This is a genomic window from Methanobacterium subterraneum (assembly GCF_002813695.1).
GTDB lineage: Archaea > Methanobacteriota > Methanobacteria > Methanobacteriales > Methanobacteriaceae > Methanobacterium > Methanobacterium subterraneum.
This window is the reverse complement of record NZ_CP017768.1, coordinates 1689199-1702422: the sequence shown is the minus strand read 5'-3', so window position 1 is coordinate 1702422 and position 13224 is coordinate 1689199. Positions and strand designations below refer to the sequence as shown.

Sequence of the window (13224 nt, the reverse complement as noted above, 5' to 3'; positions counted from 1 at the left end):
GACAGTTAGACTAATAATAATATGGTGATCATATGAAAATTGTAATAAGGCCCCTGCACATCATGAGTTTAGGGGGTTACATCGTGGAAACTGAATTCCCCTACAGGAATGTTATAGTGGTAAATCCTACTGAGGAACCTATAAAACTGGAAGTTCCTGTTTTCAATGAGGAGTGGTTGGAAGAGCAGCGAAAGTTGGGACTGGAACTAACACCCCTTACCAATGAAGACAATTATCTGAGCCAATTCCGTAAGGCAAAAGCTAAACTGGAGAGGCTAAAAGAAGAAAAAGGAGTAATAGTTGATTAAAACCCCTAAATGCCTAATAATCATATTTTAATTTTTGTTTTTCAGCCTATAGATTCTTCACTTCTGAATTAAACCTTTATTCTTACTTTTATCCTTTTTAAAACCATTAATTGGAATTTTTCCATTCACTATCCATTTGGCATTGGTTAACCATCAATTTCTATTTTTTCACTAAACCCTGCTACTTCGTTCTTTCAGATTTGCCTGGAATGATCGAACCACTATGGGGTTAAGAGCTGCCTCGGGTAATCCCAACTCTTTTAAAACTAATCTGGAAAATTCCATAAGGTTTGGGGTAGAATTTTCAGGGGAAAGTTTCCCAACAACTTCCTGTATATGTTGAAGGTAATCCAGAGCTTCATCCATCCTCTGGTATCCATTATCATCCTCTTGAGGATCATCCCAGGAAACTAATAACACCTTTAAATCTTTAAAAGCCTTCAATTTTTCAATGGATCGAATTGATTCTGCAAAATCATCATAAATAGGCAGATCTCCCTGGAGGGGGACCGCGTCGCCGGTGATAAGAACTCCTTCACCAGGCATGTGGAGGGATATGGAACCCGCAGAATGGCCAGGAGTGTGTATAACTTCTAAATTTAGGTTACCTCCCAAATCAAAAATATCTCCCTCTTTTAAAACATGATCCACTTGAACTGATCCTTCCACCAATGAATGGAAATTGGGAACCGGACGTTCCTTAAATTGTAAATCCACATCCTCAATCCAGGACTTCTCACCCTGGTGGGCGGCTATTTCACAGCCAGATCTCCTTTGAATTGACTGTGCAGAGCCAACATGATCCGGGTGGGAGTGGGTCAGGATCAGTAACGATATCTCACTGGCGATATGGCCGATTTTTTCCAAATAATCCAAGATTATTTTTTCTGAAGAGCTAACTCCACTATCCACCAGGATAATCTTTTCCCCACATATTAAGTAAGCGTAGACAAAACGCTCCAGAGTTCCAGAATCGGTTTTAACCTGAAAAGGTATCTTTATAGCGTGAACATGTTCAGTAATTTGCATAAATGAACCTATAATAGTTATACCATTTAAAAATAGTAGATTGAACTAATCAATGGAAAATTGAGTAAGCTTCATTTTATTCAAAAGGGGCTATATATTTATTAAAAATATAATTTCTAAGACTGTGTCAGTAAATGAAAATGTATGAAAATGTAATGTATTCCTTGTTTATTACTTCCCATAAAAAAAATAAATTCCAGGGGTAAAAAATCCCTTAGAGGGTGTATAGGGGTGGTAGTATTCATAATATTTAGTTATTAGAGTCAATAAGATTCTATTCATGGAATTCATCGCACAATCATTGCAGGTGGCCATTTAAAGACAGGGCATAGTGGGTATGCTGCTCAAAATAGCCATATTTTTCATAAATACGTCCTAATAGGGGCTGCTTCATTTAAAAAACAAACCAGTGATACCTATTCAAAAACGACTTTTCAAAACCTTTAATGAATCCTCTAAATTAAAAAAAGAGCCTTAGAATGGATTTTTTTGGGATAATTCCATGAAAATATTTATATAGTAGGGGGTCTGATCAATTGTTGTCCAAAAGCATCCAATGATTTTTAGGGGGATGTTAGGGGACACGGAGGCGGTAGAATTAATCGGAAATTTATATTATTAGTGTTGGTGCTATTTACTTTGGCATTGACATCTAATGCATCTGCAGCAGATAACTTAACCGATGATTTAAACGGAAATTCAACACAATATGCAATACAAACACAGAATACCCTGGAAATTTTACAGAATACGACAGATAAGGAAGCTATTCAAAGTTCTGATGATATTTCAAGTGAAAAATCTACAAACAACAATAGTTCAAACATAACTTACAATAAACCAAGTTCTCACAGTGAACAGGGTAATATCGATGGTGCCGCCGGTGACCCTAGTGAATCAATTCGTTATAATAAGGTCAGTTTCACCATTCAAGGGATAATCAATGCAGCAGGTGATGTTAAAAAGTTTTTAGAAGGAAACAAATACCTGCCAGAATATATAAACATCAACGGAACATTAGTAAATCAAGCTACATTCCTACAATTGTTAACTGCAACTACATTAAAAATCAATAACAGCGACAATACATTAATAGATTTAATCAATGTCCAACAACCAGGATCAGGAACTGAAACAGTTACTCCGGGTACTTTTACTAAGGCTGAGTATTTGGCTTTGGCTGGGACTATTCAGACTTATATTGGCAGTAATCAGAAGGCTCCGGCTACGGTTAGTACTAGTTTTGGTAATATTGGATTCAATTCTTTGATTTATCTTTACAGTCGTGGGTTGAGTTTGTATAAAAGTACTAATGTGTTGCCTACCTTCTTAGCAGTTCGACCTTGGGGTACTTTTCCTATAACTGATACTACAAAGAATTCTATTACTACTCAGGATGTGGTTAGTACTGCGGTTGAGGTTAGGAATTTTGTTGATTACCATAAGTTCTTACCGGAGTATATAACGGTTGGTGGGGTTGTGGTTAATCGGGCTACTTTTTTGGAGTTGTTGACTGAAGCTATGGTGAAGATTGGTAATGGTGATACCAGTTCGCTTACTCTGGTTAATGTTAAGCAGCCTGCAAGTGGTTCGGAGACTGTTAATCCGGGTACTTTTACTAAAGCGGAGTATTTGGCTTTGGCTGGGACCATTCAGACTTATATTGGCAGTAATCAGAAGGCTCCTAGTAGTGTGAGCACTGTTTTTGGTAATGTGAAGTTTGAGTCTTTGATTTATCTTTACAGTCGTGGGTTGAGTTTGTATAAAAGCATTAATGTGTTACCTGCCTTCTTAGCAGTTCGGCCATGGGGTTCTATTCCCATTACTGATACTACAAAGAATTCTATTACTACTCAGGATGTGGTTAGTACTGCGGTTGAGGTTAGGAATTTTGTTAATTACCACAAGTTCTTACCGGAGTTTATAATGGTTGGTGGGGTTGTGGTTAATCGGGCTACTTTTTTGGAGTTGTTGACTGAAGCTTTGGTGAAGATTGGTAATGGTGGTAGTGGTTCGCTTACTTTGGTTAATGTTAAGCTGCCGGGAAGTGGTTCGGAGACTGTTACTCCGGGTACTTTTACTAAGGCTGAGTATTTGGTTTTGGCTGGGACTATTCAGACTTATATTGGTAGTAATCAGAAGGCACCGGCTACGGTTAGCACTGGTTTGGGTAATGTGAAGTTTGAGTCTTTGATTTACCTTTACAGTCGTGTGCTGAGTAATTATAAGGAAGATGGTAACAAATTGCCTGCATTAATTACAGTTCGTTCATGGGCTGCTGCGAATATACCTATTGTGGATGAGTTTTTTACTGTGCAGCAAATTACTAAGGCTGCAGTTGATGTTAAAAAGTTTGTGGAGGGTAACAAATACTTACCGGAGTATATAACGGTTGGTGGGGTTGTGGTTAATCAGTCGCAGTTCCTTTATTTAATTACCACTGCAACTTTGAATATTAACACGGGTGATAGTTCGTTAATTACTCTTATAAGTGCTAGTGTTCCTGGAACTTCCAGTGAAACTGTAACTGGGGGTAGTTTGCTTTCCAGTGAATATTTAACTCTCGCAAGTACTATCAAGAAGTACATCGAATCCAATCATAAGGCGCCGGGTTCCGTTTCCACATCCCTGGGAACCATGAGTTATCAGTCATTACTCTACATGTACTGCAGAATACTCAACCAAAACAGTTTAAATCAGGATTTACCAATCTTAATTAACGTGAAACCTTGGAAAACGATAAACATCCCAATATATGATAAAACAAGCTTTACCGTTGCAGAGATAACCAGTGCAGCCGTTGATGTCAAAAATTTTGTGGATGGAAATGGCTACATGCCTGAATGGATAACCATGGGCGGAGTAGCCCTCAACCAATCCCAATTCCTACATTTACTAGCTGCAGCCACAATCTTGATCAACAGTTCAAGCTCAGGTTCTGTTAATCCAGTTAACGCGGTCCTACCTTCCACTACAGTTAATGATGCATTAACTTCGGGAAATTTAAGCAAAAATAGTTATGTACAGTTAGCTCAATATATCAAAAGTTATATTGAACAGAATAAGAAAGGACCTAGTAGTGCGACGGTTTCTTTGGGAACAGTGAGTTTCAAATCCCTTATCTACATGTACAGCCGTGTGCTTCAGCAGTATAATCTGCACAAGACATTACCGGCCACCATTATCCTAAAGGGATGGACCAAGCAGAACATACCCACCTACGACGACTATTTCACCAACCAAGAAATCAGTAAAGTTGCAGTAGAGGTCAGGGCTTTTGTGGATGGAAACGGTTACTTACCAGAATACATCACCATAAGTGGAGTAATTGTCAATCGCTCCCAATTCCTGTACCTTTTAACTACCGCCGCAGTAAAAATCAACAACAATGATAACTCAGTCACTTACCTGCAAAAAGCCACTGTTGCCGATAACAGTGATCAAACATCTTCCGGTAGCATGGGAATCACCGAACTCCTGCAAGTAGCTCAGACTATAAAAACATACATAGAAACCAACCAGCGTGCACCTAACTACGTATCAACTAGTTTGGGTCAAATAGGATTCTATAACCTCATTTATACCTACAGCCGAGTACTAGAATACTACAAAAGCAATCAAAAACTACCCTCACCTGTAACAGGAATCAAATCATGGTCATTGGTCGTTTACAAACTACCTGCCGGATTTGAACAATACTTAGCAGCTACTACCAACTGCCAATCTGACAATGCAGCTATCATTGCCCTGGCGAACAGTATAACTGCCGGAGCATCCACACCTTCCCAGAAAGCATTGCTGATCTTTAACTGGGTTAGGGACAACATCAACTATGAGTTTTACTACAACACCCTGAAAGGTGCCACAGGCACTTTAAACTCAGGTGGTGGTAACTGTGTTGACACAGCTCACTTGTTAATAGCTTTGGAAAGGGCAGCAGGAATACCTGCCAGATACGTCCATGGGAACTGCCAATTCACAAGTGGTAGTTGGTACGGACATGTCTGGGCAATTATTTATGTTGACGGGCAATGGCTAGTTGCTGATGCGACAAGTTCTAGAAATCAGCTAGGAGTTATCAACAGTTGGAACACAGCAACCTACACATTTAAAGGGTACTACACCAGCCTACCATTCTAAATCAGGGGATAAAATGATTAAAAAATCAACAAGAATCCTGGTTTTATTGGCTGTAATGTTAACTGTATTGACGGTTGTAGCACTGGCATTGTTTGCATCGGGAGCTCCAGAGAAGAACATTAAAGAACAGGAGAACCAAAAAATGTCATCAAAAAACAACAGCACCGATAATTCAGAGAATGACACCATATCTCCAGAAGAAGCCCAGCAAATAGCAGAGAAATTTGTTAAAGAAACAGGTGCCCAAGTAGGAATTCCTAAGTTGAGTGAAATAGAGGGACAACTGGTATACACAGTTCCGATAATGAGTAATGGAACCAATATGGGCGAAATAACCATTAATGCAATAAACGGGAAAAATATGGGAGGTGCAGGTGGTGTATCCTACGGGTCTTCCCCATAGTGGAGATCCGATGGGACATTCCATGACCTTCTATTTAAATCTCCAAATTGATAATTAGAATTGTGGAGAAATAAATATGATAATTATTTTTTCTCTGCTTCTTCTTTTAAAGCATGGTTCATCATTTCAAAACCAGCTCTGGTGTTTTTTCTAGCAAGGTGGATCCAAATGGAACAAACAATCCACTAAATCTTTCTTTTTGAATGAATAAAGTTTTTCATTTATTTCCTCAGTGATCCAACTGTGTTCACCATCAAACAGTTTAGGAATCCATAATCTCCCTAACCATCTTAATTCTTTTCCGGCATGGTATTCCAGAATTTTTGGTTTGATTTTCATTCCACTGGAAAGGAGGTTGTATAAAAGCTTCGAGATCTGACCCTTCCTGGAGATTTCCTGAAATCTTCTTCATAAATGGGTTCCATGTTGGAAACTTATCAAAATCATTTAATATGCTCCACACCACGCTGGCCGGAGCATTTATCTCGATTTTGGTATAAATCTCTTTCATAACATTATTCTCTTATTTATGTCATAAAAAATTATCTTAAAGAATTATTAAAATTCTAAAATTCATGGGGAGGTGGGTAACGTTTTTATCCTTTGAGTTAAACCCCATAATCCCTTCACTCCACAGTAGTTTTTAGGATATTCCGTGCCACCCTCAGAGCCAGCGCAGCAGTAAGTAGTATGGTGGGAAGTCCCTGAGACTGTGGTGCCAGTGAAAGATCAGCCACCCACAACCCATCTGGAAGCCCTGATGGCTTCATGTTTTTTACATCACCCTTTTTCAGAGGCACGGTACCACCCAAATGACCTCCATTATGAACACCCTTAACCAAAGGACTAGAAATCCCGGCACCTTCCATTACTTCCTGGGCCTGGCTTATGGCAATATCCAATCGTGCCTGATCGTGATCAGTCAATGATTTACCAACCTTTCCATCACTATAAACCGTTCCTTCTTCAGTATCTGCCAGTTTCACCATCAAACCCACCCTATCCTGAATGGGAACCTTTCTCCAGGGCTTGTGGAAGTAATGGGAGAGAATATCCGGATAAGGGGAGAGAATGTAATCATCCTCTTGGGTGTACCAGGCCATAGGTGGCTCCTCCAGTTGCCGGGCATCTTTAAGAACCCCTCCCAGGGTTAAAACAATATCTGCCCATAAATGATCTTCTACCTTTAATCCGGAGTTTTTAAGTATCTGTGCAGTTCCAATACCTCCTGCCGAGAGAACCACCACATCTGCACTATATTTTCTGTTATCTCGGGTCAGGACTCCAGTCACCAGTCCATTATCAATAATGACTCTTTTAGCTGGAGTTCTACTTTTAAGGGTGGCACCCTTTCTCACAGCTTCGGTGAGGAATTTCCTGGAATCCCAACGTGCACCGCGATTACATCCCAATTCACAGAGTCCACAGTAATTACACCGGATTGTGTCAACAACTTTGGGGGTGAGCCGTGGATTCAAACCCAAATCATCTGCAGATTGGAACATATTCTGGGTGACGGGTCTCAAAGTCTCAATAGGAATGGGCTGGGGTTTTAATTCACCCTCCAACTCCTCGTACTCTGGAGTTAGATCCAGGCCAATCTCCTCCAAACCACGATCAGCCCTAATTAAATTCCCACATGACAGGGTAGTTGAACCACCGGTAGCCATTCCCCTTACCAGAATGAGTTCCGGGGAAGAACGCTGTATATCCATGGGTGGGAAGAAATGTTTAAAGTTCTTCTCTCCACCCAGGAGCCCCCAACGACGCAAGGGCTCAGCCCAGGAGACGTGTCGGGTGAATGGTTTGAAAGGAGGTCCAGCCTCCAGTACCAGTACTTCAAAACCCCTTGACTGTAATTCACGGGCTACAGTTGCCCCTCCAGCACCACTACCCACCACAATAGCTTTCATAATTTCAGACCATCTTTTTTATTTTCTATCAAAAAAAATTATGGGATTATAAAATTTATAGGATAATAAAAGGTCAGTTACTACTCCTCCATGGGCAAAATCATCTTTAAGGATGCTAAACAATGATCATGTCCCTGGGTAATTCTTTCTGTAAACATCATCTGAATATCAGGGTTTAAACCCTGCACAACACCCTCATCCACAGCTGAAAGAACTTTACACGTGTTTAGATCGTAATAATGGGCTAAACTGCAGTGATTTACCCTCATAATCATTTCATTTTGTCCTTTTTCTTCAACCACAAAGTCGATTCCCAGTACTTGGTACATGATTCTGGCAGCAGTTATGAGGTCTTGCAGATCATCTCCCACTCCTAAAAGCCACTTAAACCTCTGGCCAAGGAGTAATCCCTCATTGTACATGGCTTTTCTCCCTTTTAAAATTGCCTCTTCTCGGCCTAGAATACTTATTAGAGTTTCCACCAGTTCATTGTGAGTAGTGGTCATGATCCTTCTCTTTTCATCCAGATCACCCTTTAAAATTATCTTTTCATTAATATCATACTTCCTTCCTTGGGCATTGTTTTCCAGAGGTGAATATTCGTTTAAAATTTTTTCCAAGCCGTTGATGGTGGAGTGTGCCAGCTCATCCAGAGCTTTTCCCTGAAGCCATACTGGGGTCCACCAGGAGAGTATTCTCAGTCTGAATCCCATAATGATCCTCCAATTGGGGGAAATTTAATCTGTAGAGTACATTTTAGTTTTAAATTCAATCATAATTCCTCCAGATGACCAAGATACAGGATAATGGGGTGTGGGGTTCCTTGGTAGATGGAATCTATTACATCCTGATAACGGCGGGTGATTATCTCCCGTTTCAGTTTCATATTGGCGGTTAGATCGCCCCCCTCAATTGAAAGATCATTGGGTAGTATGGCCCATCTTTTAACCTGCTCCGGCCGGGATAGATCCTGGTTAATCTCGCGGATAGTTTTTTCAATCTTTGCAGGGTTGTAATCTTCCTCCACCCAGAAAAGTCCACTGAGGTAGGGCTTACCTTCACCCACCAGCATCACCTCACTCACCCCTGGTGCATCCCGCAGTAATGCTTCAATCCGTAGGGGGTCAATACTCTTACCATAGGAATTGATTAAAAGTTCCTTCTTACGTCCGGTTATAACCAAACTACCCTCAGGGGTTATAAATCCAGTATCTCCAGTTTGAAGCCATCCACCCTTTTTTGGGGGAATTATCTCAGATTCAAAGTACCCTGGAGTGACCTGGGGTCCATTAACCATGACTTCTCCATCTTCTGCTATCTTCAAACGGGTTTCAGGCAGTGGTTCACCCACAGTACCTATCCGGTTGACTCCCCTTCGGTTCAAAGTCACCAGGGGAGCTTCAGTTAAACCGTAGGCATTGTGGACTTCCACTCCCAGCTCATGGTAATCCTGGATCAGGTGCTGGCTGGCAGTGGCCGAGCCCACTATCAGTTGAGAGCAACGATTTAAACCAGCTTTACCCAGGAATATCCTGCGAATCAGTGGTTTTAACATTTTCTTAAGTATTCCTGGTTTCAAATGAAGGTAATAGTTTCCAAAGAAAGTATCCTTTAGCTGCGACCATAACTTTTCATAGAAACGGGGCACGGAGAAGAATATGGTGGGGTTTGCCTGGGGCAGGGCCGAAGCCAGGTCAGTGAAGTCCTCCAGGAAGTATATCTTTAGGGGGGCCGGAGCATAGTATGGTGAATAAGTCCCCAGGATCCCCTCAACCACATGGTTCATGGGTAAAAACGATAGATAACTCACTTCACGGTTACGATCTTTCCAGGGAGGGAGTGAAGCCATGCTCTCTGCCATCCACCTTAAATGTTCCTGGTTGAAGGTAACTCCTTTGGGGTTGCCAGTGGTACCGGAAGTGTAACGGATGGTGGCCAGGTCAGTGAATTCAACTGGAGATTGAATTATCTGGGTGGGATTGGAACTTTTTTTACCCTTTTCCAGAAATCCTGACCAGGAAAGGATATTAGGGGGTATGGTTTGTGATTCCCGGCAGAAGGAAATCATCTCAAGATCTAGATCAAACTCTGATAAACGTTTCATAAGATGAGGAGTTCCAATGAACAATATTTTAGCACCGCTGACCTTTAAAATGTTTTTTATCTCTTTTGGTGGGCTGGTGTAATATAGGGGGACACTGACTGCTCCTAAAAATCCGATAGCAACTTCCAATGTCAGGTAACGGGTACTGTTTAACCCTACCAGTGCCACCCGATCACCTGGTTTGACACCTAACTTTCCAAGGGCATGGTAAGCGCTGGTGATATCAGCATTGATTTGTGGTGCTGATTTCTCCTGGGTACCCTCGGGAGTAATATCATAGTACCTTATGGGGAAACTGCGCCCTTTCAAACGATATAAAACTTGTTCATGAACAGTACGTTCCGAACGATGGAAAAAACCATGATAAACAGCATAATTCAGTATATGGGGTAAATTGGCTCTCCAATTAAGATTGAATGGGCCTAAAAGGTTATCTGTATTATCTCTGCTGAATGAGTGCTTCTCATCCAGGTAGGGTGCCAGAGTGAATAGAATATCCAATAGCCCTGATCTTTGAGTGGAAGACCGGGAAGCAATCCTCTGAATAAGGGGTGCTATAGGAATGAAAACTGGTGGTGGAAGTTTAATATCCAGCTCTTCCCTAGCCCACACCCTTACCTGGTCCAGGAGTTCCCTTATGGTGGGCAAAGAATCAGCTGGTGCAGTAAGATGGAAGGTTTTACCCTCAGCCTCCCGGTTGAAGGTTAAATTGCTAACTGCATGGGCAACATAGTCCACAGGAACCATGTTCAAAGTTAGGGAGGGGCTGGTGGGGATAACTTGGAGTTTGCCATTTAAATAGAGCTTAAAAAGGGCATAAACTGTGTTGAAAGTCTTTATTTTACCAGTTTCTGAATCTCCAACCACCATTCCCGGTCTGAAGATGGAGTAAGGTAGTCCTGATTCTCGTACCACTTGTTCTGCCTGGTATTTACTTTCTTCATAATTACTCCAGAAACCAGGGGGGACGGATTCGTCCGGGGAATCTTCGGGGATAAACCCTTCACGCTTACCCGCCACATAGGCAGTTGAAAGGTGTGAGAAACGTTTGAAAATTCCATTCTCATGGGCCTGTTCTGCCAATTTCAAGAGGTTCCGTGTACCCTCCACATTGGTCTTGCCTAGTTCTTCCAGTGGTGTGTGGAGACGTAAATCAGCCACAGTATGGATTATGTGGGTTAAATTTGAGGATAGGTCCTGGTACTCTTCATTTTCCATATTTAAATCTGTTCTGGTTACATCACCAGCAATTACTTTAACCCCATCATTTAATGATTCTAAAAGTTCATCCCAATCGTACCATGCCCTTTTCAAACGTAAAAGTGCATTTTCATTATTTTTAGCCCTTACCATAACTATGATTTCAGTTTCTGGAAGGTAGATTAACTGACGGGCAATCTGGGTTCCCAGGAAACCATTGGCCCCAGTTAATAGTACACAGGTTTTCATTATTTCACCACAATATTCCCTACTATTATATAATATGGGAGTTTCCAGTATTTGCATAGATTACAGTATTTTCATAAATCCAGTATTTCCATAAATAGTGAGGATATTCATTTTCTAATCCTCCCCTGGCATGGTCCCATTTTCTTTCAGGAACTCTCCGAGAATGATCCGGTTCTTTTGGGATAGATTCACCTGTTGGGTTAACCCCTCTTCCAGAGTATCTTTCTGTAAATCAGTGTTATCTAATAGTAAACCTATCTTCTGGTTAAGATCTTCCCATAGATTAGGGTCATCGTGGTGTAAAAAGTAGTCGGGAAAGAGGTGGAGATCCTGGTAGAATGAAGTTAACCGAGGATCATGTCCCACTGCTATTTGGGGAACTAGGGCACGGAGTGATAACACCGCGGAATGATAACGGGAAGTAACCAGTAAATCCAGTTGGGAGAGCATGGATGTCATTTGGGATGCATTGTACTCATTGGAGGATATAACTCGGCAGGAATCTTTATTCTCCATTCCACGGAGTATGTCCTGGGCCAGTGGCTGGTCCAGGGCTTCCATACCTATAAGTGCCACTTCTTTGGAGTGTTCTTTTATTATCTGATCGGCTATTCTTGCCCATCCTTTAACCAGTTTTTCCCGGGTATTCATCCTTTCCCTGGAACGGGAGAAATAATAGGGCCACTTGTAAAGGTTTTCTTTTCTTCCCCAGGGCCGTATTACCACTGGCCAGAGTGAAAAATCCACCACTGCCAGGCCAACTACGCCATTTGAGACTTCCGGCCATATTTTAGTTAAAAAATCATGGTCTTTCGGTTCTGGGGAAAAGGTGAATGCACAGTCAGCTGTGGAATTGAGGGGTGCAGTCACTCCTATTTCTTCCAGTCGCTTTTGGGCATGCATGGTCCTAGTGATGATGAGATCGGTTTTACTGGCTTCCCTTTTAACCAGCCAACGATTCAGACTGGATAATTCACCGGCATCCACTGCATAGGCCACACATGGTTTTTTTTGTTTATGAGCACTACGGGTCGCCCATAAGAATGCCCAGAGCAAGGCGGAAGTCCAGGTGTCCATGTAACAGCTTCCTTCCACCAGGAGCACCAGATCATGCTCTTTCACTAGTTTGTCAATGGCAAAGAAGAAGATGGAAGGGATGGGTGCAATGTGCAGGTATTCATCCTCATCCAAGTAACGGCGCAGGTTCTCCTCATTAAGGGTGGGGACCGTGATCTGGACATGGGGTCCCAGCAGGCTCCGAATATCATCTATGATGGTCAGAAGACGGGCCTCTGATCCGGTGTTGTTGGCCCCGTTGTAGCCCACCAGGAGAACCCGGGGGCCAGTAAATTTCTCCCCGGATTTAAAGTCATGTGTGGCAGTGTTTTTTTGCATATTAATTCCCTGAATATCCTTCTAATAATTAAAAATTATTTAATCTGCTACTTGAACATCACCTTCCATTCAGGAGGTTATTCCACGTAAACCTTGACTTTTGTTTGTTCTTCCTCATCAATCACATCAACAATTTTACCCTCGGCTCCGTTTTTAACGGCATCCATAATTTCGTCAATGTTGATGTTATCCAGACCAGAGTCCTTCAGTTTGGGGTCGTATTTTTTGGCCAGTTTCAGTCCCACATCTACCAGAGACAGGGGTATGTTCACATTCACTTTGGGCTTATCATCCATGGTGAAAACTCGAACCTTTAACCATTTTGCATCTTTTTGAGGCACAATCTCCTGATCATTTTTTTCCAGGGCAGAAAATAGTTCCATTGCTTCTGCTGCAGTGATCTTACCATCTTCTACCATTTCTAAAATCTGCATCCTTTCATCTGAAACATTTTTAGACATCACTACTCCTCCTAATCTCATT

The 13224-nt window shown here is 41.6% G+C and carries 10 protein-coding genes; 3 read left to right on the top strand and 7 right to left on the bottom strand.

Going from position 1 to position 13224, the window contains the following annotated elements; translation table 11 throughout:
• The first annotated feature begins 32 nt into the window (after positions 1–32).
• Entirely contained in the window at positions 33–308 is a 276-nt protein-coding gene (locus BK009_RS08215) for an energy-converting hydrogenase B subunit P (protein ID WP_100907088.1), read from the top strand.
• A gap of 171 nt (positions 309–479) precedes the next feature.
• Here BK009_RS08215 and BK009_RS08210 read toward each other — a convergent pair whose 3' ends face one another.
• A complete protein-coding gene (locus BK009_RS08210) occupies positions 480–1337 on the bottom strand; it encodes an MBL fold metallo-hydrolase (RefSeq protein WP_100909361.1) in 858 nt (285 codons plus the stop codon).
• Positions 1338–1976: 639 nt separating this feature from the next.
• Between BK009_RS08210 and BK009_RS12690 the strand changes: the two genes are divergently transcribed.
• Complete coding sequence (locus BK009_RS12690; RefSeq protein WP_236950971.1) at positions 1977–5477, top strand: transglutaminase-like domain-containing protein; 3501 nt, start codon at positions 1977–1979, stop codon at positions 5475–5477.
• A 13-nt stretch (positions 5478–5490) separates the two neighbouring features.
• Positions 5491–5880 carry a PepSY domain-containing protein gene (locus tag BK009_RS08200; RefSeq protein WP_100905483.1) on the top strand — a complete coding sequence of 130 codons (390 nt, stop codon included), beginning with the start codon at positions 5491–5493 and terminating at the stop codon, positions 5878–5880.
• Positions 5881–6142: 262 nt separating this feature from the next.
• Here the strand turns inward: BK009_RS08200 and BK009_RS12685 are convergent, their stop codons facing one another.
• The 6 genes from BK009_RS12685 to BK009_RS08170 form a co-directional block, all read right to left on the bottom strand.
• Complete coding sequence (locus BK009_RS12685; RefSeq protein WP_232728069.1) at positions 6143–6391, bottom strand: SRPBCC family protein; 249 nt, start codon at positions 6389–6391, stop codon at positions 6143–6145.
• 115 nt (positions 6392–6506) lie between these two features.
• Complete coding sequence (locus tag BK009_RS08190) at positions 6507–7793, bottom strand: GMC family oxidoreductase N-terminal domain-containing protein (protein WP_100907086.1); 1287 nt, start codon at positions 7791–7793, stop codon at positions 6507–6509.
• Between the two features lie 80 nt (positions 7794–7873).
• Positions 7874–8506 (bottom strand): L-2-amino-thiazoline-4-carboxylic acid hydrolase, encoded by a 633-nt coding sequence (locus BK009_RS08185; RefSeq protein ID WP_100907085.1) that lies wholly within the window; start codon positions 8504–8506, stop codon positions 7874–7876.
• Positions 8507–8565: 59 nt separating this feature from the next.
• Positions 8566–11346 carry an AMP-binding protein gene (locus BK009_RS08180; RefSeq protein ID WP_100909360.1) on the bottom strand — a complete coding sequence of 927 codons (2781 nt, stop codon included), beginning with the start codon at positions 11344–11346 and terminating at the stop codon, positions 8566–8568.
• Between the two features lie 114 nt (positions 11347–11460).
• On the bottom strand, positions 11461–12741 hold the full coding sequence (locus BK009_RS08175) for a polysaccharide pyruvyl transferase family protein (RefSeq protein ID WP_100909359.1): 1281 nt from the start codon (positions 12739–12741) through the stop codon (positions 11461–11463).
• A gap of 77 nt (positions 12742–12818) precedes the next feature.
• A complete protein-coding gene (locus BK009_RS08170) occupies positions 12819–13202 on the bottom strand; it encodes an SHOCT-like domain-containing protein (RefSeq protein ID WP_100907083.1) in 384 nt (127 codons plus the stop codon).
• Positions 13203–13224: the final 22 nt, after the last annotated feature.

Excerpts from the sequence above, each read along its gene's own strand:
- BK009_RS08215 (WP_100907088.1), top strand. The coding sequence starts at position 33 with ATGAAAATTGTAATAAGGCCCCTGCACATCATGAGTTTAGGGGGTTAC.
- BK009_RS08210 (WP_100909361.1), bottom strand. The coding sequence starts at position 1,337 with ATGCAAATTACTGAACATGTTCACGCTATAAAGATACCTTTTCAGGTT.
- BK009_RS08200 (WP_100905483.1), top strand. The coding sequence starts at position 5,491 with ATGATTAAAAAATCAACAAGAATCCTGGTTTTATTGGCTGTAATGTTA.
- BK009_RS12685 (WP_232728069.1), bottom strand. The coding sequence starts at position 6,391 with ATGAAAGAGATTTATACCAAAATCGAGATAAATGCTCCGGCCAGCGTG.
- BK009_RS08190 (WP_100907086.1), bottom strand. The coding sequence starts at position 7,793 with ATGAAAGCTATTGTGGTGGGTAGTGGTGCTGGAGGGGCAACTGTAGCC.
- BK009_RS08185 (WP_100907085.1), bottom strand. The coding sequence starts at position 8,506 with ATGGGATTCAGACTGAGAATACTCTCCTGGTGGACCCCAGTATGGCTT.
- BK009_RS08180 (WP_100909360.1), bottom strand. The coding sequence starts at position 11,346 with ATGAAAACCTGTGTACTATTAACTGGGGCCAATGGTTTCCTGGGAACC.
- BK009_RS08175 (WP_100909359.1), bottom strand. The coding sequence starts at position 12,741 with ATGCAAAAAAACACTGCCACACATGACTTTAAATCCGGGGAGAAATTT.
- BK009_RS08170 (WP_100907083.1), bottom strand. The coding sequence starts at position 13,202 with ATGTCTAAAAATGTTTCAGATGAAAGGATGCAGATTTTAGAAATGGTA.